This window comes from Mesorhizobium sanjuanii, from assembly GCF_002529485.1.
Taxonomy (GTDB): Bacteria; Pseudomonadota; Alphaproteobacteria; order Rhizobiales; family Rhizobiaceae; genus Mesorhizobium; species Mesorhizobium sanjuanii.
The window spans coordinates 13,666-38,020 of sequence record NZ_NWQG01000022.1 but is presented as its reverse complement, the minus strand read 5'-3'; the positions used below and the strand labels follow the sequence as shown (position 1 = coordinate 38,020).

The window sequence follows — 24,355 nt, the reverse complement described above, 5'->3', positions numbered from 1 at the left end:
GGAGCACTGGCGTGGAATGTCAACCGCGGTGTCAGCTAGCCTTACGCAGCGCGCAGAGATAGAACCCGTCGGTGCCGCTGAGCAGCGGCGACAGCGAGATGCCGCCCGCGGCCCCAATGCGCGCGGCAGCCGCGTGGCCGGGAAGGCGACTGTCCCAAAGCGCGCGGTGATCGACCGGGACAAAGCTGTCATGACGCTCCAGGAAGGCCGCGACCTGGTCGCCATTCTCCTCGTCGAAGACCGAGCAGGTGATGTAGACAAGCAGGCCGCCGGGTTTGACGAAGGCCCTGGCATCGTCGAGGATCGCAGACTGCTCGGCCTTGCGGGCATCGAGCTGTCTCTGCGTTAGCCGCCATTTGGCATCGGGCCGGCGCCGCCAGGTGCCGCTGCCGGTGCAGGGCGCATCGACCAGAACGATGTCCATATGGTTCTCGAGAGGAGCGAGTTCCGCCGGCCTGCTGACGATCTGGACGTTGCGGTTTTCCGAGCGGCGAACGCGGTCGAAGATCGGCGCCAGCCGCGCCTTCTCGGCGTCATACGCAAAGACCTGGCCTGTATTGCCCATCGCCGCCGACAGCGCCAGCGTCTTGCCGCCGGCGCCGGCGCAAAAATCGAGAACCTGCATGCCAGGCTCGGCGCCGGCAAGCGCCGCCACAATCTGAGAACCCTCGTCCTGGACCTCGAACCAGCCTCTCTGGAAGGCCGGTTCGGCCTGCACGTTCGGGTGCCTGCCATCGCCGTCGATCGGCGGGATACGGATGCCGTGCGGCGCGATGTCGGCGGCTTTCGCGCCGGTTTGCGTCAGTTCCGCCAGCACCTTGGCGCGATCGGCCTGCAGCGTGTTGACCCTGATGTCCAGCGGCGGGCGGGTGGCAAGTGCGGCGCCCTCACCGACCCAGTTCGCGCCGAAGGCGCGCTCGAAAAGCGGTTCGCACCAATCAGGGATATCGGCCCGCACCACGGCCGGCGCATCGGCAAGCCGGCGCTCGGCGACTGTTTTCAATTCGCCGTCGCTGAGCAAGGGCGGCGCGAACTTGTCGCCGTCGAGCGCCCCGTTCAGCGACTGCGCCGTCTGGTCCCATTCGAGCAGCAGCGCGCCGAAGCCGATGGCGCGTGGCGTGTCCTCGCCGAGCAGCCAGCCGGCTGAGCGCTTGCGGCGCAGCGCATCATAGACGATGTTGCCGATCGCCGCGCGGTCGCCGCCGCCGGCAAAGCGGTGCGACAGCCCCCAGTCCTTCAGCGCGTCGGCCACCGGACGGTGGCGCCGGCTAATGTCCTCCAACACTTCAATGGCCGCCGCCAGACGTCCTCCCAATCGCATTTTTTATTTCCGTTGTTTGGCCTTGTCGGCAAATTGCGTTCGGCCCTGCTCTATCGCATCAGCCCAGAAATCGGAACGATTTTCGGAAAGGCACGGCGCGGGGCGTGGAGCGTTCCCTGCGCGCTCTACAGTGCACGGCTGGAGCGCACAAGCGCGCCGGCTGGCGCAACGCTCGTGCTTTCAAACTTTCCAGGTTGCGATAGTCTTCCGCTGCGTGATTCGCCAAGAACAGCAAGCGGATCGACGGGAAATTACGAGGAGAGGGCAATGAAGACTTATCTGGCGGAAGTTCTGGGTACATTTCTACTCGTGTTCATCGGCACCGCTTCGGTGGTGACGGGCGGCTTCGGCGGCGCGCTGCCGCTGGGCCAGGAAGGCATCGGTCTGGCGTTCGGCATCGGCCTTATTGCGGCGGCCTATGCGATCGGCCCGATCTCGGGCGCGCATCTCAATCCGGCGGTGACGCTCGGCGTGTTCCTTGCCGGCCGGATGCCGGCCAAGGACGTCATCCCCTACTGGATCGCGCAGATCATCGGCGCCATCATCGCGTCGCTGGCGCTGTGGATCATCGTCTCAGGCCAGGTCGGCGGACACACCGGCGGCTTCGGCGCCAATGGCTGGGATACGACGAAATGGGGCGTCAGCTCGGCGTTCCTGTGGGAGCTGATCGGGACCTTCACCTTCGTGACGGTGATCCTCGGCGTCACCAGCGCCAAGCATACGACCGCTTTCGCCGGGCTGGTCATCGGCCTGACGCTGGCCGGGATTCACTTCGCCATGATCCCGGTCACCGGCACGTCGGTCAATCCGGCCCGATCGATCGGGCCGGCGCTGTTTTCGGGAAGTGCCGCGATCAGCCAGCTCTGGCTGTTCATCGTCGCACCGCTAATCGGCGGCGCCATTGCCGGCGTCGTCGCCAAGGCCCGCATTTTCGAGAAGGACTGATTTTCGAAGCCTGAATACAAAAAGGCGCGGGCCACGGCCCGCGCCTTTTTTATTACATCAAGTGCCTGGGTCAGGCCGCGAGGTCGAAGCGGTCGGCGTTCATCACCTTGGTCCACGCCGCCACGAAATCCCTGGTGAACTTCTCCTTCGCGTCCGCCGTCGCAAAGACTTCGGCGAGAGCGCGCAGTTGCGAGTGCGAACCGAAGATGAGATCGGCGCGGGTGCCGGTCCACTTGACTTCGCCGGTCTTGCGGTCGCGGCCCTCGAACACGTCCTTGGCGTCCGACGTCGCTTTCCATTCCGTGCCCATGTCGAGCAGGTTGACGAAGAAGTCGTTGGTCAGCGTTTCCGGCCGCCTGGTGAAGACGCCGTGCTTGGATTGCCCAACATTGGCGCCGAGCACGCGCAGGCCGCCGACCAGAACCGTCATTTCCGGCGCCGTCAGCGTCAGCAATTGCGCCCGGTCGACCAGCGCCTCCTCGACAGTCAGCCGCAGCTTGCCGCTGACATAGTTGCGGAAGCCGTCTACGATCGGCTCCAGCGGCGCAAAGGAGTGGATGTCGGTCTGCTCCTGCGAAGCGTCCATGCGCCCCGGCGTGAAGGGAACCTTGACGTCGTTTCCGCCGTCCTTCGCGGCCTTCTCGATGGCGGCACTGCCACCGAGAACAATCAGGTCGGCAAGCGAAACCTTCTTGTCGCCGGACTGCGAGGCATTGAATGCCTTCCGGATCGCTTCGAGCTTGTCGAGCACCTTGGCGAGCTCTGCCGGCTGGTTGACGGCCCAATCCTTCTGCGGCGCCAATCGAACACGCGCGCCGTTGGCCCCGCCGCGCTTGTCGGAACCACGGAACGTCGAGGCCGAAGCCCAGGCTGCCGCGACCAGTTGCGGCACCGAAAGGCCGGACGCCAGAATCTCAGCCTTGAGCGCCGCAGCGTCCTGCTCGTCGATCAGGACATGGTCGACCGCCGGGATGACGTCCTGCCAGGGCAGTTCTTCCTTGGCAACGAGCGGGCCGAGATAGCGCACGCGCGGGCCCATGTCGCGATGGGTCAGCTTGTACCAGGCGCGCGCGAACGCGTCGGCGAACTGATCCGGGTTCTCGTGGAAGCGCTTCGAGATCGTCCCGTAGGAAGGATCGAAGCGCAGGGCGAGGTCGGTGGTCAGCATCGAGGGCGCGTGATGCTTGGCCTGGCTGTGGGCATCCGGAACGGTGCCGGCCCCGGCGCCGCCCTTCGGCGTCCACTGATGGGCGCCGGCCGGGCTCTTGGTCAGCTCCCATTCGAAGCCGAACAGATTGTCGAAGAAATTGTTGCTCCACTTCGTCGGCGTCGTCGTCCAGGTCACTTCCAGGCCGCTGCCGATCGCATCGCCACCCTTGCCGGTGCCGAATGTGCTTGCCCAGCCGAGACCCTGCTGCTCGATGTCGGCGCCTTCCGGCTCGACGCCGACCAGCGACGCGTCGCCGGCGCCATGGGTCTTGCCGAAAGTGTGTCCACCGGCGATGAGCGCGACTGTCTCCTCATCGTTCATGGCCATGCGCGCGAAGGTGTCCCTGATATCGCGCGCCGCGGCGAGCGGATCCGGATTGCCGTTCGGGCCTTCCGGATTGACGTAGATCAGACCCATCTGCACGGCGGCAAGCGGGTTCTCAAGATCGCGGTCGCCGCTGTAGCGCTCGTCGGCCAGCCACTTGCCTTCCGGGCCCCAGTAGATGTCCTGTTCGGGCTCCCATACGTCGGCGCGGCCGCCGGCAAAACCGAAGGTCTTGAAGCCCATCGATTCCAGCGCCACGTTACCGGTGAGGATCATCAGATCGGCCCAGGAGATCTTGCGGCCGTATTTCTGCTTGATCGGCCAAAGCAACCGGCGGGCCTTGTCGAGGTTGACATTGTCCGGCCAGCTGTTCAGCGGCGCAAAGCGCTGCTGGCCGGCTCCGGCGCCGCCGCGGCCGTCGCCGATGCGGTAGGTGCCGGCGCTGTGCCAGGCCATGCGGATGAACAGCGGCCCGTAATGGCCGAAGTCGGCCGGCCACCAGTCCTGCGAGTCCGTCATCAGCGCATGCAGGTCCTTGATCACGGCGTTCAGGTCGAGGCTCTTGAACTCCTCGGCATAGTCGAACGCCTTGCCCATCGGGTCGGACAGCGGGGACTGCTGGTGCAAAACCTGGACATTGAGCTGGTTCGGCCACCAGTCGCGGTTGGCCCTGGCGATGGTTGTGTGCACGACCGGGCATTTGCCCGTGCTGGGATCGTCGGTTTGAGCGTCCATTTTCGTCTCCGATTTCATGAGTTTTCCAGGCAGGCCCAGCGGCCGCGCCATTCTGGAATGATTCCAGACTAGGCCGCATCGCCGATAAAAACAAATTGCCTTTCCTGTTTTTTCCGATAGGTTTTTCTTATGATAGGCCTCACGGTCCGGCAGATGCGGTATTTCGAGGCGCTGGCGCAGACGCTGCATTTCGGCCGCGCCGCCAAACTTGCCGGCGTCAGCCAGCCGGCGCTGTCCTCACAGATCGCCGGGATGGAGCAGCAGCTGAACTGCCGACTGTTCGAGCGTGGCGGCAAGCTGGTGCGGATGACTGACGAAGCGCTGGCCTTGCAGCCCCGCATCGAGCGCATTCTCGCCGATATCCGTGACGTCGAGACGACGGCCCGGCGCGGCCGCCCGGCCATGGAAGGGCGCTTCCGGCTGGGCATCATCCCGACGGTCGCGCCCTATTTGTTGCCGCATGCGCTGCCGGAATTGAAACGGCATTTTCCGGCCTTGCAACTCGAACTGCGCGAAGCGGTGACCGCATCGCTCATCGAGGACAGCGCGTCGGGCAGGCTCGACGCTTTCATCGCCGCCCTGCCCCTCGATCAACCCGGACTGGTCAGCGAAGAGCTGTTCCGCGACCGGTTTTTCCTCGCCGTGCCGGCCGGCGATCCCGCATTCGCCTCGCCGCCGGTGCCGCCGGAAAGTCCGGCGCTGGAAAGGCTGATGCTCTTGGAGGAAGGCCACTGCCTGCGCGAGCAGGCGCTCGCCGTCTGCGGCAGCGTGCGTCCGGTGGCGATGGCAAGCTACGGCGCCACCAGCCTGACGACGCTCTTGCAGATGGTGGCGCACGGGCTCGGCGTCACGCTGATCCCGGAAATGGCAACAAGGCCGGCCAGCGTCATGCCGGATCTCAAGATCGTGCCGTTCCAGGAGCCGATGCCGCAACGCACGATTTGTCTCGCATGGCGACGCAACAAGGCGCGGCACGACGAGTGTGTGGAACTGGCGAAGATCATTCGCGGGCTGGATGCGGCGGTGTTGACGCCTTGAGGCGTCAACGGAGCCGCCATTCGGCTCTTACTTCAGCGAGATGCTCATACCGCTAAGATCTGCGTTGACTTGCAGGCCAACCTGTCTGCCTGTGAGTTCGAGTTGAGCGCCCTTGTCATTGGTCATGACGATCACCTGGGCCCCTTTGCCAAGCGCGCCGCCACCGCCCGCTGCACCGTACACCCCGGCCACATCCCGGGCGCGACGGATGTGGCGCACAGTGCCTCGGAAATAGGTCTTGGAGGCCCCGAAGGCGAGGCCGCCCGAGATGCCGCCGACCGAGATGGGATATCGGCGGCCATGGAAGGTCAGCGTGCCCTCGCCACCGGAGCCGCCGATGAAGAAGGCTGCCTTATAGACGGCGAAGCGGATGGTGCCGCTATCGGCATACGCAGTGCTGGCAAAGCCAACTCCCGCGGCGGCGATAACGCCAACCGCGACCGAACGAAATCTGGACGAAATCTTCATGATGAGAACTCCTTGGATTGCCGCTTTCCCCAGCCGGCCGGGCACGTCAGCGTCGTATCAAAATCATAGCTGAACAGTCTCGCCCATAATTGGTTCCAAGCACGCGGCCTGAAACCGGCTGGAGACGACCGCTACGAAACGAGGTCATGGCGAACCAGTGGTGTCGGCTGTGGCATTGAGAACGCAGCCTTTCGGAAGAACGAAATTTTCGTTCGTTCGAATGACGAAAACCAGGAGATAGAAGATAACCTTTAGGTGCGCGGCATCCAACGCCGCGGCGTGCGGTAATGGAGAATACAATAGCGGTGAGGGCCGCGGTCAGCGAGGTTCAGGAATGAGTCATGTGCAGAGTCCCAGGTCAAAGTGTCTCCGCTGTGACTTCACCTTTATTAAATCGAGTCCTTTGACCTTACTTCACGAGCTATGTAACAGGGGGCGTAACGCTCTGCCATATCTCGTTTCGTTGGTGCTCATTCTGCTGTTGGCTTCTCCGGCAAACAGCCAGTTGGCGCCGGAAGCGTCATCGGTTGCCACGGCGAACGACAGCGCGTCGGTCGCAGTTTCGGACCGCACCGATATCGAGAAAGAGCCGGGCAAGGCGCAACCTGGCACACTCGAATCCGAGGAAGCCTTGCGCCGCGAACTGGCCGCAGCACGAGGGGAGTTGGCCAAGCAGGCAGAGGCCCTGGAAGCACAGCAGCGAAGGGACGAAGCGCTCGCGCATAGTCTGGAGACGGCGCATCGTGTTATCGAAAATCTGAAGACGACAGCCAGTCTCTTGGACAGCACGAAAGGCGCCGTGCCTGAAGCGCAAACCTCAATGGAGGCCTCTCAGGCTTCCGTCAAGCAAGTGCTTGATGACGGGCGCCGGAAGGTCGAGATCCTGCAACAGGAACTCACCACGGCGCGTCAAACCATCGACGCTCTCAAGACAGGCGCAAATCAGGAAGCCGCCCAGGCTTCCGCCAAGCAGGCGCTTGATGACGAGCGACGGAAGGTCGAGGTCCTGCAACAGGAACTCACCACGGCGCGTCAAACCATCGACGCTCTCAAGACAGGCGCAAATCAGGAAACCGCTCAGGCTTCCGCCAAGCAAGCGCTTGAAGAGCGCCGGAAGGTCGAGGTCCTGCAACAGGAACTCACCACGGCGCGTCACACCATCGACGCTCTCAAGACAGGCGCAAATCAGGAAGCTGCTCAGGCTTCCGCCAGGCAAGCGCTTGAGCGCCAGGAGGTTGAGGCTCTCAAGCAGGAACTCGCCACGGCGCGTCAAACCATCGATGCTCTCCAGAAAAGCGCAAATCTGGCCGCGGGCGAGCAGGCCAACGCCGTAAAAGACCGCCAGGTAGCCGAGGCTGCTTCAAAGCAAGCTGGAGAAAGACTCGCGCTGGAGCGCGAACGGGCAGATTCAGCTGAACGCGACCTCGACATTGTTCGCCGGGACCGCGATGCCTTGAAGCAGAACTCAATGGAATTGAGTGCGGCGCTGGATCAGGAGCGTGAAAGGGCTACTGGTTTGGCCCGCAGCCTCAGTGCCGCGCGTAAATCGATCGTCAAGGACAAGCGTCGAGCCGCTGCGGAGCGCACGCTGAAAGCAGGTACCCCCGCGAGTGCAATTGCATTGTCGAATTCGGGCGCGCAGCCAGCCCATAAACCGCGCTCGCAGAAAAAACAGAAAGTGAAGTACCGGAAGTCGCCGCAACTTGAGGTGCTGGCCATCGAACTTCCCGCACCATTGCTCCCAACGCGCCCACTGAACTAGCGCGAGCTGCGCCGGTGCCGACGAAGGAGCTGAATGTATGCCGCACAGGAGTATCAAAATGAAAAAATATGTGGCTGCCGCGTTGACGATCGGGATTGCGATCGGCCCTGCCTCGGCTCTGGGCGCAGGTTTGGGCGGTAGCGGGATCGGTGGTGGGGTGAGCGTCGGTTCGCAAGGCGTGTCTGCAGGCGTGAGCGTTGGCGGTCTCGGGGTCGGTGCTGGAGTGAGCGTCGGTTCGCAAGGCACATCTGTGGGAGCGGGCGCGAGCGTCGACGGTGTGGGTGGAGCAAACGTTGGCGCTTCGGTGGGCGCAGGATCAGTCGACGCAGGCGTTAGTGGCAATGTCGGCAGCACAAGCGGAAGCGTTTCGGCCAGCAGCGGCGTGGGCTCCAATGCCAGCAACAATCCAAGCAACACCAGCGGAAGCGTTTCAGCGGGAATTGGTGTGGGCGCCGATCCGTCCGCCAATAAATCGGTTGCCGCTAGTCCACCCGCCGTCACGAAAGCCATTGTGCCCGCCAAGACCACCAGGCAATCGATCTCTCTGCCATCCGTCCTCAGGCCTTCCCGTACAGGCCGGGGTAACTCGACCCTGGGCTATCCGTTTGGATCCGTGGGACCCCTGAAGGCGATACCCGGTACGCCTGCCGCGGTCGTGCAAGCCTGCCGCGCAGCGATCATTTCCGCCGCAAAGCCGCTTGGCGCCGTTCGTGTCCGTGCGGTAAGCGCGGGTGCGTTGCGCCAAGGTCGGCGTGCACTCATGGCGCCGATCCAGGTGCGAATAGACTACGCAAGAAAAGGCGGTATCGAAGTCCGGCAGGCGAAGGTCGGTTGTCGCCTCACGGCGGGCAGGGTCACCGCAATAATATAGTTCCAAGTCTGTAAAGGGACACACGGCACTCTGCCCCAGTTCCGCTACTATCGCCACACGCATCGGGTCACCGATTGCCAACTCGCACGAAGACCTTCACGGAACAAAGATCAAAAACACATAGGTGAAAAAGACGACAAGGTGGACCAGGCCGGTCAGGAACGTCGTTCTTTCGTTGCTGAAGCTGACACTGCTTATGAAAAGCGCCAAGATCAAAAGTACGGTGTCAGCCGCGGGAATGCCCAGCGTCAGGCCCCTTCCCGTCAACAGGCTGGCGGCTGCGACAACCGGGATGGTCAAACCAATTGTGGCGCAGGCCGAACCCATCGCGACATTCAAACCGCGCTGCAGCTCGTTGTTGAGGGCGGCACGAATCGCCGAAACGGACTCCGGCATCAAGACGAGGCCGGCGATCAATGCCCCCACAATGGCGTCGGCCTGGCCCACCTGGTAGGCAACGAGCGTATCCTCAATGCTTGCGGCGACTTGCTCGGCAAGCATGACAATGCCGATCAGACCGATTGCCAGCAGCAGAACGCCTATGAGGATGCTCTCATGCGGGTCGGCTCGCGTCGAAACGCCGTGTGCCGGCCCTTCGATGAAATCGTCCCGGTGGCGGACAGTCTGCGCGAACAGAAAACCCGCATAAAGCAGCACCGAAAGTACGCTGACAAAGCCAAGCTGGGCCGCCGAAAATGTGCCGGGATCCGAAGTTTGCGTGTAGGTCGGCAGGATAAGCGTCGTGACGGTCAGCGCGATCAGAACCGCCAGATAGGCGCTGGTCCCTTGGCGCACGATTGCCTGCGTGCGATGCCGCCAACCGCCAAATGTCAGACACACACCGACAACGCCGGTGGATGTAATCATCACCGTCGAGAAGACGGATTCGCGTGCAAGCGTCGGGTTGTTCTCGCCATGCAACATCATGGACACGATGATCGACACTTCGATGGCCGTCACGGCAATGGTCAGCACCAAGGTGCCGTAGGGCTCCCCTACCCGACGCGCCACCGCCTCGGCGTGGTCGAGCACCACAAAGATGGTGGTGAACATGATCGCGCTCGAAATCGCTCCGACAAGGATCCTCAGGTTGATGGAACCCTGGTCTACCGACAGCCCGCTGGCCCTTACCGCGATGGCCACAGCGAGAGCGGCCAACGGCATCGCATAGGAAACCGCCGATCTTGTGAAACCACTCATTGCAGCCACTTGCGCTTGTGCTCTTGCGGAAAATCTATTTGGAGCACATCTGTCTCGCTGCGACCACTCCCTACCCTACGCCCGCAGGCCTCGCCGCCGGCGTCCGATAGTTTCGAAGTGATATCATCCCGGGTCCGGAAAGATCGTGCCGCAGCGATCCTATCCGGGCGTGTTCGCCTTGACGACCTTTTGGCATTCCGGCGTCAGTTCGCTCATATGACCGGACAGGCATGCGATGATGCGGCCGCCGCCTTGCTGCACGCCGCTGCAAAACTTCTTGTAGTCCGCCTCGCAGGCCTCGCGCTCGGACGCCGTCTGCGCCAGCGCCGCAGTGGCCGCCATCTGGGTTGCCAGGAAAAGCAGGCTTAACGCAATCCGCATGACAAACTCCCCTCAAATATGTAGATTAGCGCACTTTCATATAATGCGGTAAACACAGGGAAGTATATAGAGGGGAAACATGCTTTTCGTGGCGGGGAAAAGAGCGCCTGCGGCAGGCCTATTCGCTGTTACACTACTGTTGTGCGCATGCAGCGAGCAAAACGCATACGTACCGCCGCCGCCGCCGAAGGTCGACGTGGCGCTTCCGGTCAAGCAGAACGTGACCCCTTATCTCGAGGCCACCGGCAGCACTGCTGCGATAAACACCACGCCGCTGGTCGCGCGCGTCTCGGGCTTCCTTCAGGAGATCGACTACAAGGATGGCGACGAGGTCAAGGCCGGCACAAGGCTGTTCCTGATCGAGCAGGATTCCTACCAGCTGGCGCTCGAACAGGCCCAGGCCGGACAGGGTTCAGCCGATGCCGCCGCGAAGCAGTCCGGCGCCGACCTGAAACGGCAGCAGGAGCTGCTGTCCCAGAAGTTCGTCTCGCAAGCGACCCTCGATCAGTCCGCCGCCGCGGCGGACGTCGACATCGCCAAGCAGAAGCAGAGCGCGGTCGACGTCAAGCAGGCTCAGCTCAATCTGAGCTACACCGAGGTCAAGGCGCCGTTCGCGGGCACCGTCACCTCCCGCGAGGTTTCGATCGGGCAGCTGGTCGGCGCCGGCAGCGCCACCACGCTGGCGACCATCGTTCAGCTCGCGCCCATCTATGTCAATTTCAATGTCTCGGAGCAGGATGTGCTGCGCATTCGCGCCGCCATGGCGAAGCGTGGAATGACCGCGCAGGACCTCAAGAAAATACCGGTCGAGGTCGGCCTGCAGGACGAGACGGGTTATCCCCACCAGGGAATGCTGGACTATGCCGCGCCAGAGGTTACGGCCGCCACCGGCACGCTGGCGGTCCGCGCCGTGCTGCCCAATGAAGACCGGCAGCTGCTGCCGGGCTATTTCGTGCGCGTGCGCGTGCCGCTGGGCGAAGAGCCGGACATGCTGCTCGTTCCCGACCGGGCGATCGGCAGCGACCAGAAAGGGCGCTACCTGCTCGTCGCCGGAAAGGACGATGTCGTCGAGCAGCGGCCGGTTGAGATCGGTCAACTGGTCGGAACGTTGCGTGTCATCACCAAAGGTGTCGCGCCGGATGACCGTGTCCTTGTCTCCGGCCTGCTGACGGCCGTGCCTGGCCAGAAGATCGAACCGCAGGAGAAGAAACTGGAAGCGGCCGCCACGGACGGCGCGGCAAAATGATCTCCAAATTCTTCATCGAGCGGCCGGTCCTGGCCAATGCCATCGCCATCCTCATGGTCCTCATCGGCGTCATCTCGCTGTTTGCCCTGCCGGTGGCGCAGTATCCCGATGTGGTGCCGCCGACCGTTTCGGTAACGACCCGCTATCCGGGCGCCAGCGCGCGCGCGGTGATCGACACGGTGGCGCTACCGATCGAGCAGCAGGTCAACGGCGTCGAGGGCATGATCTACATGCAGTCCTATGCTGCATCGGACGGCACCTACAACCTCACCGTCACCTTCGCCATCGGCACCGATCTCGACCAGGCGCAGGTGCTTGTGCAGAACCGGGTGTCCTCGGCGCTCGCGGGGCTGCCGCAGGCGGTGCAGGTGCAGGGCGTCACCGTTCAGAAGAAGTCGACCTCGATCCTCGAAATCGTCACGCTGACCTCGCCGGACGCGCAATATGACAGCCTTTATCTCGCCAATTACGCAACCATCCGGCTGAAGGACGAGCTCTCCCGGATACCGGGAGTCGGCAATGTCAATGTGTTCGGCGCCGGCCAGTATTCCATGCGCGTCTGGCTCGATCCGGAGAAGATGCAGGCGCGCGGCCTCACTACGCAGGACGTCGTCCAGGCACTGGGGCAGCAGAGCGAGCAGGTCACCGCGGGACAGATGGGCGCGCCGCCGGCGCCGGACGGCCAGTCCTTCCAGTACACGGTCGAGGTGTCCAGCCGCCTTGACGATCCCGACCAGTTCGGCGCCGTGATCGTCAAGACCGGCGCCAATGGCGACATGACGCGCGTGCGCGATGTCGGCCGGGTCGAGCTCGGCGCCCAGACCTACGGGCAATTCTTCAATCTCGACGGCCAGCCGGCGGCGGGGATGGCCGTTTTCCTGTCGCCGGGCGCCAACGCGCTCGATGTGGCCGGCAAGGTCGAGGCCAGGATGAAGGATCTGTCGGGCGAGTTCCCGAAGGGACTGGCATACTCGATCCCCTTCAACACCACGATTTTCGTCAGCCAGGCGATCCACGAGGTCTACAAGACGCTGATCGAAGCCGCCGTCCTGGTGCTCATCGTCATCCTGCTTTTCCTGCAGGACTGGCGGGCGATGCTGGTGCCGGCAACGACCGTTCCGGTGACGATCATCGGGGCGTTCGCGGCGATGGCCGCGCTCGGCTTCTCGGTCAATCTGTCGACCCTTTTCGCCATCGTGCTTGCCATCGGCATCGTCGTCGACGACGCCATCGTCGTGGTCGAGGGAGCCGCCCACAATATGGAGCGGGGCATGTCGGGCCACGACGCGGCGATTGCCGCCATGAACGCGCTGTTCGGGCCGATCATCGGCATCACGCTGGTGCTGATGGCGGTGTTCCTGCCGGCGGCATTTCTGCCCGGCCTCACGGGGCAAATGTATGCGCAATTCGCACTGGTTATTGCGGCAACCGCCATAATCAGCGCCATCAACGCGGCAACGCTGAAGCCGACGCAGTGCGCGACCTGGCTGAGGCGGCCGGTGCCGCCGGAGCAGCGCAATTTCTTCTTTCGCGGCTTCAACGCGGTCTACCAGCGCATGGAGAACCGTTATGCCGGCCTGATCGGCTCCATGGTGCGTCACAGCACGGTGATGGGGATCGTTGCGCTGCTGATCATCGGTGCGGCGGGCTATGGCATAGCGCGGGTGGCCACCGGCTTCATCCCGATCGAGGACCAGGGCTACATGCTCGCCGCGGTTCAGCTGCCCGACGGCGCCGCGCTTGGCCGTACGCAGGAAACGCTGCAACAGGTTTCGAAGATCGCCAAGGCAACGCCAGGCGTCGATCAGGTGGTGACGATCGCCGGCATCTCGGCGCTCGACAACAACTCGACGCTGGCGAACGCGGGCGTCGCCTACATCATCCTCAAGGACTGGAGCCTGCGCGGCAAGGGCGAGGATCTTGCCTCGCTCTACGCCACGCTCAACAAAAATATGTCCGGCATGGCTGACGGCACCGTGCTGGTGCTGCCGCCACCACCGATCCAGGGCATCGGCAACGCCGCCGGCTTCACCATGCAGGTCGAACTGCGTGACGGCAGCTTCGACCTCGCCAAGCTGCAGGGCGCGGTCGAGGCGGTGGCCAGGGCTGCCCAGACGCAGTCGGGCATCCAGCGCGTATCGGCGCCGTTCCGCGCCAACGTCCCGCAATACACGGTCGAGATCGACCGCGAGAAGGTGCAAACCCTGGGGCTGACCACGGACCAGGTCTTCCAGACGCTCGCCGGCTATCTCGGCTCGACTTATGTCAGCCAGTTCAACAAGTTCGGGCGGGTGTTCCAGATCTATGTGCAGGGCGATGCGCAATTCCGCCTGACGCCCGAGAATATCGCCCGCCTGAGCGTGCGCAACCAGAGCGGCGACATGATCCCGCTCGGGACATTGCTGACGATCACGCCAAGCGTCGGACCTTCGCTGATCAGCCTCTACAACCTCTATCCCTCGGCATCGATCATCGGCGTGCAGGCGCAAGGCTTCTCGTCGGGCGACGCGATAAAGCTGATGGAAGGGGTCGCGGCCGACACATTGCCGCCCGGCACCGGCTACGACTGGACGGCGCTCTCCTACCAGGAGAAGCTCGTCGGCAACCAGATCTATCTGGTGTTCGGCCTGGCGCTGCTCCTGGTCTATCTGGTGCTCGCAGGCCAATATGAGAGCTGGCTGGCCCCGATCTCGATCCTGCTTGCCGCGCCGCTGTCGCTGGTCGGCCCGGTCCTGGTCCTCAACGGCCTCGGCATCGACAACAATCTCTATGTCCAGATCGGCCTGATCCTGCTGATCGCGCTGTCCGCCAAGAACGCGATTCTGATCGTCGAGGTGGCGCGGGAGCTACGCGCCGCCGGTAGACCGATCGTCGAAGCGGCTATCGAGGCGGCGCGTGCTCGTTTCCGCCCGATCCTGATGACATCCTTCGCCTTTATCCTCGGCGTCGCGCCGTTGGTGGTGGCGACAGGCGCCGGGGCCAGCGCACGCAAGTCGATCGGCATCACGGTCTTTTCCGGCATGATCGCCTCGACCTGCCTCGCCGTTCTGTTCGTGCCGTCCTTCTTCGTCATCCTGCAACGGTTCGAGGAATGGCGCGCCGCGCGCAAGACGAAGCGGGAGGTCCCATCCACGCTTCCCGGCTAGGCAAGGCAAAATCGCCGCGCCGGCCGGGGAGAACCATCTTTTATCGACGCATCAGTTTCGCAACCTCAATCAGGGAAAATCCGACATGCTTTTCCACTCCGTCTTCCGCATCTTCGCGCTTGCGGGCGCGTCATTTCTGTTCATCGCGACCATGCCGGCCTGGGCGGTGAACGCCCAGGTCGGCATCCTGAAATGCGACACCTCGACCGGCATCGGCGAGATCATTGAGCGCAAACAGACAATGACCTGCGTATTCACCCGGACTGACGGCACGACGGAAAACTACACCGGCTCGATCCACGAATTCGGCATTGAACTTGGCGAGGTGAAAGAAGGCCATCTCATATGGGCCGTCGTCAGCGGCTCGACGGCAAAGGACAATGGCCTGCTGACCGGAAAATATGATGGCGTCGACGCGGAAGCGGCCGTGGGTCTTGGAGTTGGCGCCGATGCCCTGCTTGGCGGAACCGAGAAAGCCTTTGCGCTTCAACCGCTCGCAGTCGAGGGCGAGACCGGTATCAACATCGCGGCGGGGGTAGAGCAGGTTGAACTGACCGCGGCAAACTAGTCCGCGGTTGACCCGACCTTCGCGCTCGCGTTCCTCGGCTGCTTGGTCGGACTATGCAGCAGCAGCGAGAGCGGTTTGTCCGGTCTGTCTGAGCAGCCCGACAAGCCAGGCCAGGCCGGCATCCATCATGGCAACCTTTGGCACGATGCTGTTGATCTTGAAGTGGCCGAGCGGAATGGGCGCCTCGATCCCCATCACGCCGAAACGACTGGCATGCATGGCGACGAAGCGGCGCGGGAAGGCAGAGAGCAGATCGGAGTCGGCGAGCACCGCCAGTCCGAACATGAAATTCGGGACGGTCAGGGCAACGCGGCGCGACAGGCCGTGCTGCGACAGTATCCGGTCGACGAAACCATTCGGATCGCTCGTAGCCGACACCACGAGGTGCTGCATAGAGCAGTAGTTCTCGACGCTCGGATTGCTGGCGAAGGGGTGGCCGGCCCGCATCGCGACAACGAAATCCTCCTCGTAAATGGTGTTCACGACGAAGCGCAAGGGGAAGTCGCCGAACGGAACGACGGCAACATCCATGTCCCGGGCTTCGAGCTCGACGATGGCGTCGCGCCAGGCGAGGCTCGGCGACGGCTCGCCCTGCCTGGGCAGCAATTGGCGGATGCCGATGTCGATGCCGGGCGCTTCACGGCGCGCCAGGGTGAGCAGCGGCGGCAGGAACACGGACGAAGCCCCATCCGGCGCGCCAACGACGAAGCGGCGCGTCGAGCGGGCCGGATCGAACGGCTCGGCGCTCGATATTACCGAGCGCACCCGGGCCAGGATCTCAGCCACCGGTGCCGCCAGTTCCGCTGCCCGGTCGGTGGGCACGACGCCGCGCGGCGTCTTCAGGAACAGCGGGTCGCCCAGCAGACTGCGAAGCCGGCCAAGGCCATGGCTGACCGCCGATGGCGACAGGTTCAGGCGATTCGCCGACCGGCCGACATGGCGCTCCTCCATAACGGTCTCGAACAGGACCAGCAAGTTGAGATCGGCGCGGGAAAGGTCAATCTGGTTCAGCATATTCATGAAATCATATCACTGGCTTCATCATAGTAAAGCTGCGAATTGGCTGGTCGCAGCAGAGGCGGTCCTGCCGGCTTCGCGATGACATCAGCCACAAGGGAGCAAAATCATGCCTGACTTTCCCCGTTCAATTCTGGTCACCTGCGCCGGCGGCGCCCAGGGATTTGCCATAGTGCAAGCCTGCCGCGCGGCAGGCGCCACTGTGCGCGTGCTTTTGCGCAAGGGCTCACCCGACCCGTTCGGCGATGGTGTCAACATCGTGCGCGGCGATCTGGCGGATGCCGAGCGCCTCCGCCTCGCCTGTCTCGCCGTCGATGCGGTGGCGCTGACGCTGCCGCTCAACGCCGGCCCGGAGCAAATCCTGCGCTACGGCCGCAACATGGTCGACGCGGCGCTTGAGGCGGAGGTCAAGCTCCTGGTGTTCAACACCAGCGGCCATGTCTCCAGACATTCCAGCACCGGATTGATGGAAGCCAAGGTCGAACTCATCGACTATATGAAGGCCTCCGGCCTGCCGTCGGTCGTCCTCAAGCCGACGCTCTATATGAGCAATGCCGCCGCACCCTGGAGCGCGCCCGCGATCATGCATCAGGGCGTGTTCGCCTATCCGCTGCCGGCCAATTTCCAGACCTCCTGGATCTCATGGGAGGATATGGCGGCCTATGTGGTCGCGGCGATGCGGCGGCCCGAGCTTGCGGGCGCCAGTTTCGACATTGGCGGACCCGAAGCGCTGACCGGACCGGAGATGGCCAATATCCTGTCTGATATCGTCGGCCGCAAGGTCAGCTACTATCCGGTGCCGCTGGCCGACTTCGCCGCCGGCCTGAGCGCGATGCTCGGCAAGGATGCGGCCGATCAGGTCGCCGCCAACTATGCCTGGGTGCACCGGCAACGCTCGACCCTGCTCGCCGTCGACAGCAGCGAGACGCTCGGCATGCTGCCGATCAAGCCGACCCCGTTCGCCGACTGGGCCAGGGCTCAGGACTGGCCGGCGCTGGCCGGCAGCGAGAGGGCGGCATAAGCATGGAAGCGATCGCGACGCTGGAACCGAACGGCTGGTCCGGATGGGCAAATGTGCCGGACGCCGCCGCGGACGTCATCGACTTCTGGTGGCTGGCGGGTCCCGCCGCATGGTTCGCCAAGGACGCGGAGTTCGACCGCGTCTTGCGCGATCGCTTCCTGGCGCTGCATGAGGCGGCGGCGCGCGGCGACTGCGACGACTGGGCGGCGACGCCCTATGGCGCCTTGGCGCTACTGGTGCTGCTTGACCAGTTTCCGCGCAATGCGTTTCGCGGCACGCCACGCATGTATGCGACGGACGAAAAGGCCCGCCGCATCGCGGCTGACGCCATCGATGCGGGGTTCCAGCACCATGTTCATCCATCCTGGCGGCTGTTCTTCACACTGCCCTTCGCGCATTCCGAAAGCCTCGTCGACCAGGACCGCTCGGTGGCGCTGGCCGGCGAGAGCGGCGGGCGCGACCTGAAGCGCGCCGAGCATCATCGCGACATCGTGCGGCGGTTCGGACGCTTCCCGCACCGCAATCCGATCCTCGGCCGCGCCATGCGGGCGGACGAACAGCGCTTTCTCGACGAAGGCGGGTTCGCCGGCTGATGGAGTCAAATAACCCAGGGCGGCCCTTGTCAGCCGGTCGATGCGGCGGTGAAAACCGCCAGCTGATCCGCGAAAGCACGCTTGAAGGCCGGCCGCGCTTCGCCGCGGGCGACATAGGCCAAGAGGTTCGGGAATTCGTCCAGCAAATTCGACCGGTTCAGCCGGCGCAACACCATCACCATCGAGAGATCGCCGGCGCTGAAGGCACCATCGAGCCAGTCGGCATCGCCAAGGCGAGCGGACAGGTCGCGCAGCCGGCCACGGATGCGATCCTCGACAATGGCCAGGCGCTGCTTGTGCCAGGGCTCGTCGCCTTCCATCAGGATGGCGGTCTCCCGCTCGACGATTGTCCACTCCATCGTGGTAACCGCGGCAAACATCCACATGACCGCGTGCGCCCGGGCATTCGCCTCGTCCGGCAGCAGGCCAGTATGGTGCTCCGCGATGTGGAGCACGATGGCGCCTGAATCGAACAGAGCGAGATCGCCGTCTTCATAGGTCGGAATTTGCCCGAAAGGCTGCAGCGCGCGATGCGGCGGTTCCTTCATCGCGGCGAATGAGACAAGTCGAACGTCGTAGGGCTGACCCACTTCTTCAAGCGCCCAACGAACACGCATGTCACGCGCCTGTCCCCTGCCGCGGTCGGGCGATCTTTCGAAGGCGGTGATGGTGGGGTTCATAAGAGGCTCCCTATCGGGTTGTCGCGCTTTGCATTCAAAGGACGAACGACCGATGCGGTTCCCGACAATTGCCTCGTTTTCTTCGACCCTGGGATTTGGGCCGAATTCGTGCGCACCCGGACATTCATTCCGGCTTCGTTGCCAGGCGATGCTACGACTTTCTCCGATCGCCATCGAGAATGGTATGGATTTCCTGCCATATCGTCTCTACCCGATCTATATATCGGGTGAGATCGATGCGAGGTGAAGATGGACCACGACATCATATTGAAGGTGCTGGCGCATCCGTTTCGAAGGGATGTTCTGGTGTGGCTGAAGGAGCCTGAACAGCACTTCGCCGAACAGGTGCATCCGCTTGAAATGGGCGTCTGCGCCAGCCAGTTCGAAGGTCGGGGCCTGGCGCAGTCCAGTGTTTCGGCGCATCTGGCGACGCTGGCGTCGGCCGACCTCGTTACCACACGACGGGTCGGCCAATGGGTCTTCTACAAGCGCAACGAAGAAACCATCGCCGCCTTTCAGGCCGCCTTGTCCGATCTCTGACCATCCTCCCCACTGCCCCCACAAATGCATGAAAGGCATTTCTCATGACTACCCTCTTTGATCCCCTGCGGCTTGGCGACCTGGCGCTTGCGAACCGCATCGTCATGGCGCCGCTGACGCGCAATCGTTCTCCGAATGCGGTGCCCGGCGACCTCGCCGTCACCTACTACAGCCAGCGTGCCACGGCCGGGCTGATCGTAACGGAAGCCACCGCCATCAGCCATCAGGGCCAGGGCTATGCCGATGTCCCCGGCCTCTATGGCGCCGACCAACTTGCCGGCTGGAAGCGTGTCACGGACGCCGTTCATGCCGCCGGCGGCAAGATCGTGGTCCAGCTTTGGCATGTCGGACGCATCTCGCACAACACGCTGCAGCCAGGCGGCGGCAAGCCGGTGGCGCCGTCCGCGATCAGGGCAAAATCCAAGACCTATCTGGTCAAGCCGGACGGCAATGGCGAGTTCGTCGAGACCTCCGAGCCCCGCGCGCTCGATGCAGCCGAACTTCCTGGGATCGTCGATGATTTTCGCCGTGCGGCCAAGGCGGCGATCGAAGAAGCGGGTTTCGACGGCGTCGAGATCCATGGCGCCAATGGATATCTCATCGACCAGTTCCTGCGCTCGGGCACCAACCATCGCAACGATAACTATGGCGGTTCCATCGAAAACCGGGCGCGCCTCCTGTTTGAGGTGGTCGACGCGGTGACGGGTGCTGTCGGGGCGGCCAAGACCGGGATCCGGCTGTCGCCGGTGACACCCGCTAACGACGCTTCGGATACCGATCCGCAGCCGCTGTTCAACCATGTGGTGGCGGGCCTGGGCAACCGCGACCTCGCCTATATCCATATCGTCGAAGGCGCCACCGGCGGCGCGCGCGACTTCAGCCAGGGCGACAGGCCGTTCGACTATGCGGAGCTCAAAGCCGCCTATCGCAACGCTGGCGGACAGGGCGGGTGGCTGGTCAACAATGGCTACGACAAGGAACTGGCCGAAAAGGCCGTCGCGGACGGCTATGCCGACCTCGTCGCGTTCGGCAAGCTGTTCATCGCCAACCCCGACCTCGTCAGCCGCCTGAAGCGGAATGCCAACCTGAACGACCCGGACAAGGCGACGTTTTATGGCGGCGACGCCAGGGGCTACACGGACTATCCGACGGCGGCCTGAGGCAATTTAAGGGAAAACTGTGAAACGGTTTTCCCGGGAAAAGCGCGTAGCGCTTTCCCTGGGGAATTGCGTCAAAACGCAGGGACAGAACAGTTCGCCGTTTCCCCCCGAAGCGGTGAACTGTTCTGTGTTCCTCACGCCGTCTTCCGCGTCACCAGTCCCAGCTCCTCGACCATCGCTTCGCGCATCAAAAACTTCTGCGGTTTGCCGGTCACCGTCATCGGCAGTTCGGTGCGGAAGCGGATGTAGCGCGGGATCTTGTAGTGGGCGATCTGGCCGGCGCAGAAGGCCTTGATCTCCTCAGCGGTGGCGATCTGGCCGGGCTTGAGCACGATCCAGGCGCAAAGCTCCTCGCCATATTTGTCGTCGGGAATGCCGAACACCTGCACCTCCTTCACCTTGGGATGGCGATAGAGGTACTCCTCGACCTCGCGCGGATAGACGTTCTCGCCACCGCGGATGACCATGTCCTTGACCCGGCCGACGATGTTGCAATAGCCTTCGGGGTCGATGGTGGCGAGGTCGCCGGTGTGCATCCAGCCATCGCCGTCGATCGCCTCATGGGTTTTCTCGGTGTCGTCCCAATAGCCCTTCATCACGGAATAACCGCGCGTGCAGAGCTCGCCCGGCGCGCCGACAGCGACGGTTGCGCCCTCGGCGTCGATGGCCTTGACCTCGACATGCGGATGGATGCGGCCGACCGTCGAGACGCGCTTTTCCAGCGGGTCGTCGACGCCGCTCTGGAACGAGACCGGGCTGGTTTCGGTCATGCCATAGGCGATGGTCACCTCAGACATATGCATCAGCGACACCACCTTCTTCATCACCTCGATCGGACAGGGTGAGCCCGCCATGATGCCGGTCCTGAGGCTGGTGAGATCGAACGATGCAAAATCCGGATGGTCGAGCATGCCGACGAACATGGTCGGCACGCCATAAAGGCCGGTGCAGCGCTCCTGCGCCACCGCCTTCAGCGTGGCGCCGGCATCGAAGCCCTCGCCCGGGAAAACCATGGTGGCGCCCTTGGTGACGCAGCCCATCGTGCCCATCGACATGCCGAAACAGTGGTAGAGCGGCACCGGGATACACAGCCTGTCGTCGGCGGTGAGCCTGATCGCCGAAGTGACGAAATTGCCGTTGTTGATAATGTTGGTATGGGTCAGCGTCGCGCCCTTGGGCGCGCCCGTCGTTCCGCTCGTGAACTGGATGTTGATGGCCTCGCCGGGCTTCAGCCCCTCGGAGATGCGGTCAAGGCTGTCATGCTCGTCGCGCCCGGCCATCGCCAGCACGTCGGCGAAATTGAACATGCCGGGCGAATTCTCCTCGCCCATGCGGATGACGATCTCCAGCGCCGGCAGTTTTTGCGCCTTGAGCTTGCCCGGAGTGGCCGTGGCGATCTCCGGCGCCAGCGTCTCGATCATGCCGAGATAGTCGGAGGTCTTGAATCTGGCTGATGTGACGAGCGCCCGGCAAGCGACCTTGTTCAGCGCGTATTCCAGTTCGGTCAGCCGGTAGGCCGGGTTGATGTTGACCAGGATCAAGCCGATGCGGGCGGTGGCGAACTGCGTCACCAGCCATTCCCAGCGGTTGGGCGACCAGATGCCGACGCGGTCGCCTTTCTCCAGGCCGAGCGCCAGGAAACCGGCGGCCAGCGCGTCCACCGTGTCCGACAGTTCGTTCCAGGTGAAACGCTTGTCCTGAGCGATGAAAACGGCGGCATCGAGCGTGCCGTATTTGCTGACCGTGTCGGAAAACAGCGCCGGAATCGTCTGGTTGAGCAGCGGCACGGTGCGCTCGCCCGAGACATGCGCCCTGCCGTCGAGCGGCGCGACGAAGCTGTCGCGCGTTTTGCGCAGGTTGGTGGCGTTCATGAGCTCGTCAAGTTTGATCGCCATCGCCGTCTCCTCCGCAGACGGCCGAACCTATCAGCCCGCCGGTGCGGTGGAAACCCGCCGATGGTAGTGGGTTGGTAGTGGGCAGGGTTTCGAACCCAGGTCGCGCCGGCAACCGCCGGAACCTGAAATAAAAAACCCGCCTCGGCGGGCGGATCCTTAGGCGCAAATCAGCACCGTGCCAAAACCTCTACCATAACTGATGGCACAAAGCAAGAACAAACATGCCGTGGTTCAGGCCAACCTATCTCTCCACCGACGCCATTTTGGCCGCGATGTCGCGCAATACAGCTTCGTCGGCGGCCACGCGCGTCTTCCTCGAAGCCACGAGACAGGCCTCGGACCGCAGGACGACGCCGTCGCCCAGCACTTTCAGATGATTGGCGCGCAGCGTCGAGCCGGTCGTGGTGATGTCGACGATGACATCGGCCAAGCCCGCCGCCGGCGCGCCCTCGGTGGCGCCCAGGCTTTCGACGATGCGGTAGACCTGGATGCCGTGCTTTTGCGAAAAGAATTGCTGGGTCAGCCGCCAGTATTTGGTGGCGATCCGCAGCCGCCTTCCGTGGCGCTGGCGGAAATCGGCTGCGACGTCATCGAGATCGGCCATCGTATCGACATCGAGCCAGATGTCGGGCACCGCCACCACCACATCGGCATTGCCGAAACCGAGGCGGGCAACGATTTCGGCACGCGTCTTCCAGTCGGCAAGGGCCTCGCGCAACAGGTCCTCGCCGGTGATGCCGAGATCGACCGTCCCTTGCCCGATTTCGCCGGCGATTTCGGAGGCCGAAAGGAACGCCACCTCGATGCTCTCGGCGCCTTCGATGCGGGCGCGGTATTTGCGCTCGTCACCGGGCAGGTTGACGGCAAGCCCGGCCTTGGCCAGCACCTCCAGCGCCTGCTCCTTCAGCCGGCCTTTCGACGGGATCGCCAGCGTGATCATGATGTCTTCTCCCGCAGCGCCTCGATGCGGTCGAGCCAGACGGAAAAGCCGACGCCGGGTATCGGCGTCTTCGCACCGAGCAGGGTCAGCAGGCGGTCGTAGCGGCCGCCGCCGGCCAGCGGCCGGTCGCCGCCTTCCGCCGCGATCTCGAAGACGAGGCCGGTGTAGTAATCAAGCGGGCGGCCGAAGGCGGCGTCGTAGCGGATTTTTTCGGCCGGCAGGCCGTGTGCTGCGATCGCGGTGGCGCGGGCGGCGAAATTCTCCAGCGCCGCGCCCAGCGAAAGGCCGGCGCCCGATGCGAAGGCTTCGAGCGCCCGGGCCGCATTGTTGAGCGGCACATCGATCGCCAGAAATGTCTTCAGCGCCGAAAACGCCTCGTTGGACAGCCGCACGCTGCGCAATTCGGCCTTCTCGATCAGGCGCCGGGCGATGTCGGTTGGCGAACGCCCGGCCGATGCCGACAGCCCGGCCTCCTCCATGCCGCCGGCGATATGTGTCGACAGGCCTTCCAGATCGCCGTCGAGCACAAGCGACGCGACCGGGCCGGAGAGCTGGCCATTGCGCGGCGGATTGGCGAGGTCGGCCAATGCCGCCTCCAGCATCGGCGCCGAGCCGAAGGCGCGGGCAAGACGCATGCGCCAGCCGCGCGGCAGGCCGAGTGCCGCCAGCACCGCCTCGAAAATGGTCTGGTCGCCCAGCGTGATCGTCAGGGTCTGGTCCGGCAGCACCAGCGACAGCAAGGCATGCGCATCGGCCAACGAGCGGGCATCGGCGGCAGCCGTGTCGCGATCGCCGAGATCCTCGATGCCGGCCTGGAAAAATTCATTGCCGCCCTCGCGGCGCTGGCGAAAGACCTCGCCGAGATAGGAATAGCGGCGCGGCGTGCCGGCTTGCGAACTGATGTGGTCGAGGCAGACGGGAATGGTGAACTCAGGCCGCAGGCACAGCGTCTTTCCGGTCTCGCTTTCGGTGAGAAAGATGCGGCGGCGCAGATCCTCGCCGGCCATGTCGAGGAACGGGTCGGCCGGCTGCAGCACTGCGACCTCGACCGCATTGGTGTCGCGCGCGGCGAAGAGGTTGGTGATGTCGGCTGATATGGCGGGATAGCGGGAGGTCATGAGGCCCCTTCCCTTCTCCCCTTGTTGTGGGAGAAGGTGGATTGGCGCGAAGCGCCAAGACGGATGAGGGGTGCTGGACGGAGTTCGAACGCAGGCGCTCTACGGCGCCCCCCTCTGTCCTGCCGGACATCTCCCCCACGAGGGGGGAGATCGGATGCCGCGATGGCTTTCGCCAA

Annotated in this window: 21 protein-coding genes; 11 read left to right on the top strand and 10 right to left on the bottom strand. The window is 63.8% G+C overall.

Annotated features, from left to right (window positions below; all coding sequences use genetic code 11):
- Positions 1–31: 31 nt before the first annotated feature.
- Positions 32–1,321: an RsmB/NOP family class I SAM-dependent RNA methyltransferase gene (locus tag CN311_RS04690; protein ID WP_097572226.1), complete on the bottom strand. Its 1,290-nt coding sequence runs from the start codon at positions 1,319–1,321 to the stop codon at positions 32–34.
- A 267-nt stretch (positions 1,322–1,588) separates the two neighbouring features.
- Between CN311_RS04690 and CN311_RS04685 the strand changes: the two genes are divergently transcribed.
- A complete protein-coding gene (locus tag CN311_RS04685; protein WP_097572225.1) occupies positions 1,589–2,266 on the top strand; it encodes an MIP family channel protein in 678 nt (225 codons plus the stop codon).
- Positions 2,267–2,336: 70 nt separating this feature from the next.
- Here CN311_RS04685 and katG read toward each other — a convergent pair whose 3' ends face one another.
- Complete coding sequence (gene katG, locus CN311_RS04680) at positions 2,337–4,535, bottom strand: catalase/peroxidase HPI (RefSeq protein ID WP_097572287.1); 2,199 nt, start codon at positions 4,533–4,535, stop codon at positions 2,337–2,339.
- Between the two features lie 129 nt (positions 4,536–4,664).
- On the opposite strand from katG, the gene CN311_RS04675 reads away from it, so the two are divergent.
- Positions 4,665–5,573, top strand: a complete 909-nt coding sequence (locus tag CN311_RS04675) for a hydrogen peroxide-inducible genes activator (RefSeq protein WP_097572224.1) — start codon at positions 4,665–4,667, stop codon at positions 5,571–5,573.
- A 27-nt stretch (positions 5,574–5,600) separates the two neighbouring features.
- Here the strand turns inward: CN311_RS04675 and CN311_RS04670 are convergent, their stop codons facing one another.
- Positions 5,601–6,041, bottom strand: coding sequence for a lipid-binding SYLF domain-containing protein (locus tag CN311_RS04670; RefSeq protein ID WP_097572223.1), 441 nt, complete (start codon positions 6,039–6,041; stop codon positions 5,601–5,603).
- Positions 6,042–6,504: 463 nt separating this feature from the next.
- On the opposite strand from CN311_RS04670, the gene CN311_RS04665 reads away from it, so the two are divergent.
- Positions 6,505–7,803 carry a coiled-coil domain-containing protein gene (locus tag CN311_RS04665; protein ID WP_097572222.1) on the top strand — a complete coding sequence of 433 codons (1,299 nt, stop codon included), beginning with the start codon at positions 6,505–6,507 and terminating at the stop codon, positions 7,801–7,803.
- Between the two features lie 58 nt (positions 7,804–7,861).
- Positions 7,862–8,674 carry a hypothetical protein gene (locus CN311_RS04660; RefSeq protein ID WP_097572221.1) on the top strand — a complete coding sequence of 271 codons (813 nt, stop codon included), beginning with the start codon at positions 7,862–7,864 and terminating at the stop codon, positions 8,672–8,674.
- 96 nt (positions 8,675–8,770) lie between these two features.
- Here the strand turns inward: CN311_RS04660 and CN311_RS04655 are convergent, their stop codons facing one another.
- Positions 8,771–9,874: a calcium:cation antiporter gene (locus CN311_RS04655; protein WP_097572220.1), complete on the bottom strand. Its 1,104-nt coding sequence runs from the start codon at positions 9,872–9,874 to the stop codon at positions 8,771–8,773.
- Between the two features lie 159 nt (positions 9,875–10,033).
- Positions 10,034–10,255, bottom strand: a complete 222-nt coding sequence (locus CN311_RS04650) for a cysteine rich repeat-containing protein (RefSeq protein ID WP_097572219.1) — start codon at positions 10,253–10,255, stop codon at positions 10,034–10,036.
- A 79-nt stretch (positions 10,256–10,334) separates the two neighbouring features.
- Between CN311_RS04650 and CN311_RS04645 the strand changes: the two genes are divergently transcribed.
- The 3 genes from CN311_RS04645 (at position 10,335) to CN311_RS04635 (ending at position 15,215) form a co-directional block, all read left to right on the top strand.
- A complete protein-coding gene (locus CN311_RS04645; RefSeq protein WP_097572218.1) occupies positions 10,335–11,501 on the top strand; it encodes an efflux RND transporter periplasmic adaptor subunit in 1,167 nt (388 codons plus the stop codon).
- Positions 11,498–14,647, top strand: a complete 3,150-nt coding sequence (locus tag CN311_RS04640) for an efflux RND transporter permease subunit (RefSeq protein WP_097572217.1) — start codon at positions 11,498–11,500, stop codon at positions 14,645–14,647. Before CN311_RS04645 ends, CN311_RS04640 begins: the two co-directional genes overlap by 4 nt.
- An 85-nt stretch (positions 14,648–14,732) precedes the next feature.
- Positions 14,733–15,215 carry a DUF992 domain-containing protein gene (locus tag CN311_RS04635; RefSeq protein ID WP_097572216.1) on the top strand — a complete coding sequence of 161 codons (483 nt, stop codon included), beginning with the start codon at positions 14,733–14,735 and terminating at the stop codon, positions 15,213–15,215.
- A gap of 51 nt (positions 15,216–15,266) precedes the next feature.
- On the opposite strand, the gene CN311_RS04630 is transcribed toward CN311_RS04635, so the two are convergent.
- Entirely contained in the window at positions 15,267–16,229 is a 963-nt protein-coding gene (locus CN311_RS04630) for a LysR family transcriptional regulator (RefSeq protein ID WP_097572286.1), read from the bottom strand.
- Positions 16,230–16,341: 112 nt separating this feature from the next.
- Here CN311_RS04630 and CN311_RS04625 point away from each other — a divergent pair, with 112 nt between their 5' ends.
- The gene (locus CN311_RS04625) at positions 16,342–17,253 is read left to right on the top strand and encodes an SDR family oxidoreductase (RefSeq protein WP_097572215.1); all 912 of its coding nucleotides are present in this window, start codon (positions 16,342–16,344) and stop codon (positions 17,251–17,253) included.
- 2 nt (positions 17,254–17,255) lie between these two features.
- Positions 17,256–17,846 carry a DUF924 family protein gene (locus CN311_RS04620; protein ID WP_165779583.1) on the top strand — a complete coding sequence of 197 codons (591 nt, stop codon included), beginning with the start codon at positions 17,256–17,258 and terminating at the stop codon, positions 17,844–17,846.
- A gap of 29 nt (positions 17,847–17,875) precedes the next feature.
- Here CN311_RS04620 and CN311_RS04615 read toward each other — a convergent pair whose 3' ends face one another.
- Positions 17,876–18,526 carry a glutathione S-transferase family protein gene (locus tag CN311_RS04615; RefSeq protein ID WP_097572213.1) on the bottom strand — a complete coding sequence of 217 codons (651 nt, stop codon included), beginning with the start codon at positions 18,524–18,526 and terminating at the stop codon, positions 17,876–17,878.
- A 249-nt stretch (positions 18,527–18,775) separates the two neighbouring features.
- Between CN311_RS04615 and CN311_RS04610 the strand changes: the two genes are divergently transcribed.
- Together CN311_RS04610 and CN311_RS04605 are read left to right on the top strand one after the other, a co-directional pair.
- Complete coding sequence (locus CN311_RS04610) at positions 18,776–19,066, top strand: ArsR/SmtB family transcription factor (protein ID WP_165779582.1); 291 nt, start codon at positions 18,776–18,778, stop codon at positions 19,064–19,066.
- 44 nt (positions 19,067–19,110) lie between these two features.
- Complete coding sequence (locus CN311_RS04605) at positions 19,111–20,226, top strand: alkene reductase (RefSeq protein ID WP_097572211.1); 1,116 nt, start codon at positions 19,111–19,113, stop codon at positions 20,224–20,226.
- A 134-nt stretch (positions 20,227–20,360) separates the two neighbouring features.
- Here the strand turns inward: CN311_RS04605 and CN311_RS04600 are convergent, their stop codons facing one another.
- The 3 genes from CN311_RS04600 to CN311_RS04590 form a co-directional block, all read right to left on the bottom strand.
- Positions 20,361–22,121: an AMP-binding protein gene (locus tag CN311_RS04600; RefSeq protein ID WP_097572210.1), complete on the bottom strand. Its 1,761-nt coding sequence runs from the start codon at positions 22,119–22,121 to the stop codon at positions 20,361–20,363.
- A gap of 241 nt (positions 22,122–22,362) precedes the next feature.
- Positions 22,363–23,061: an ATP phosphoribosyltransferase gene (gene hisG, locus CN311_RS04595; RefSeq protein ID WP_097572209.1), complete on the bottom strand. Its 699-nt coding sequence runs from the start codon at positions 23,059–23,061 to the stop codon at positions 22,363–22,365.
- Positions 23,058–24,179 (bottom strand): ATP phosphoribosyltransferase regulatory subunit, encoded by a 1,122-nt coding sequence (locus CN311_RS04590; protein WP_097572208.1) that lies wholly within the window; start codon positions 24,177–24,179, stop codon positions 23,058–23,060. Before CN311_RS04590 ends, hisG begins: the two co-directional genes overlap by 4 nt.
- Positions 24,180–24,355: the final 176 nt, after the last annotated feature.

What these genes read in the sequence shown, in the direction of transcription:
- hisG (WP_097572209.1), bottom strand. Translation starts at nt 23,061, where the DNA reads ATGATCACGCTGGCGATCCCGTCGAAAGGCCGGCTGAAGGAGCAGGCG.
- CN311_RS04685 (WP_097572225.1), top strand. Translation starts at nt 1,589, where the DNA reads ATGAAGACTTATCTGGCGGAAGTTCTGGGTACATTTCTACTCGTGTTC.
- CN311_RS04610 (WP_165779582.1), top strand. Translation starts at nt 18,776, where the DNA reads ATGGACCACGACATCATATTGAAGGTGCTGGCGCATCCGTTTCGAAGG.
- CN311_RS04690 (WP_097572226.1), bottom strand. Translation starts at nt 1,321, where the DNA reads ATGCGATTGGGAGGACGTCTGGCGGCGGCCATTGAAGTGTTGGAGGAC.
- CN311_RS04655 (WP_097572220.1), bottom strand. Translation starts at nt 9,874, where the DNA reads ATGAGTGGTTTCACAAGATCGGCGGTTTCCTATGCGATGCCGTTGGCC.
- katG (WP_097572287.1), bottom strand. Translation starts at nt 4,535, where the DNA reads ATGGACGCTCAAACCGACGATCCCAGCACGGGCAAATGCCCGGTCGTG.
- CN311_RS04675 (WP_097572224.1), top strand. Translation starts at nt 4,665, where the DNA reads ATGATAGGCCTCACGGTCCGGCAGATGCGGTATTTCGAGGCGCTGGCG.
- CN311_RS04660 (WP_097572221.1), top strand. Translation starts at nt 7,862, where the DNA reads ATGAAAAAATATGTGGCTGCCGCGTTGACGATCGGGATTGCGATCGGC.
- CN311_RS04605 (WP_097572211.1), top strand. Translation starts at nt 19,111, where the DNA reads ATGACTACCCTCTTTGATCCCCTGCGGCTTGGCGACCTGGCGCTTGCG.
- CN311_RS04645 (WP_097572218.1), top strand. Translation starts at nt 10,335, where the DNA reads ATGCTTTTCGTGGCGGGGAAAAGAGCGCCTGCGGCAGGCCTATTCGCT.
- CN311_RS04630 (WP_097572286.1), bottom strand. Translation starts at nt 16,229, where the DNA reads ATGCTGAACCAGATTGACCTTTCCCGCGCCGATCTCAACTTGCTGGTC.
- CN311_RS04600 (WP_097572210.1), bottom strand. Translation starts at nt 22,121, where the DNA reads ATGGCGATCAAACTTGACGAGCTCATGAACGCCACCAACCTGCGCAAA.
- CN311_RS04625 (WP_097572215.1), top strand. Translation starts at nt 16,342, where the DNA reads ATGCCTGACTTTCCCCGTTCAATTCTGGTCACCTGCGCCGGCGGCGCC.
- CN311_RS04635 (WP_097572216.1), top strand. Translation starts at nt 14,733, where the DNA reads ATGCTTTTCCACTCCGTCTTCCGCATCTTCGCGCTTGCGGGCGCGTCA.
- CN311_RS04620 (WP_165779583.1), top strand. Translation starts at nt 17,256, where the DNA reads ATGGAAGCGATCGCGACGCTGGAACCGAACGGCTGGTCCGGATGGGCA.
- CN311_RS04640 (WP_097572217.1), top strand. Translation starts at nt 11,498, where the DNA reads ATGATCTCCAAATTCTTCATCGAGCGGCCGGTCCTGGCCAATGCCATC.
- CN311_RS04650 (WP_097572219.1), bottom strand. Translation starts at nt 10,255, where the DNA reads ATGCGGATTGCGTTAAGCCTGCTTTTCCTGGCAACCCAGATGGCGGCC.
- CN311_RS04590 (WP_097572208.1), bottom strand. Translation starts at nt 24,179, where the DNA reads ATGACCTCCCGCTATCCCGCCATATCAGCCGACATCACCAACCTCTTC.
- CN311_RS04615 (WP_097572213.1), bottom strand. Translation starts at nt 18,526, where the DNA reads ATGAACCCCACCATCACCGCCTTCGAAAGATCGCCCGACCGCGGCAGG.
- CN311_RS04670 (WP_097572223.1), bottom strand. Translation starts at nt 6,041, where the DNA reads ATGAAGATTTCGTCCAGATTTCGTTCGGTCGCGGTTGGCGTTATCGCC.